The organism is Dellaglioa sp. CoH-55-MRSF-6, assembly GCF_056782215.1.
Genome location: NZ_JBXAYJ010000069.1, coordinates 1 through 240, shown reverse-complemented (window position 1 = coordinate 240; position 240 = coordinate 1). Strand labels below are relative to the sequence as shown.

At 60.4% G+C, this 240-nt stretch carries 1 protein-coding gene; it reads right to left on the bottom strand.

Going from position 1 to position 240, the window contains the following annotated elements:
- Positions 1-240 (bottom strand): peptidase inhibitor family I36 protein (locus tag AC1RPK_RS07820; protein ID WP_481769368.1); only part of this gene is annotated, 240 nt, incomplete at both ends.

The following is a 240-nucleotide window of genomic DNA, read 5'->3' as shown; positions in this document are numbered from 1 at the left end:
CGCTGAACCAGCCGATATAGGCAGTTCGGTTGTTGGCGACGGAGGAGATGACGTCGTGGAACCCCGCAAGCGACGACTGGCTGCTGGTCCACGATCCGAAGGCTCCGGCATAGCTGGAGTCAGTCCAGGCGCACGCGCGGTTACTGCCGCACTGAGTGATGGATGCCTGTGCCGGTGCGCTGAATCCAATGACAGAAGCAGCGACAAGAGCTGCAGCACCTGCAACCCCAATGATTGAAC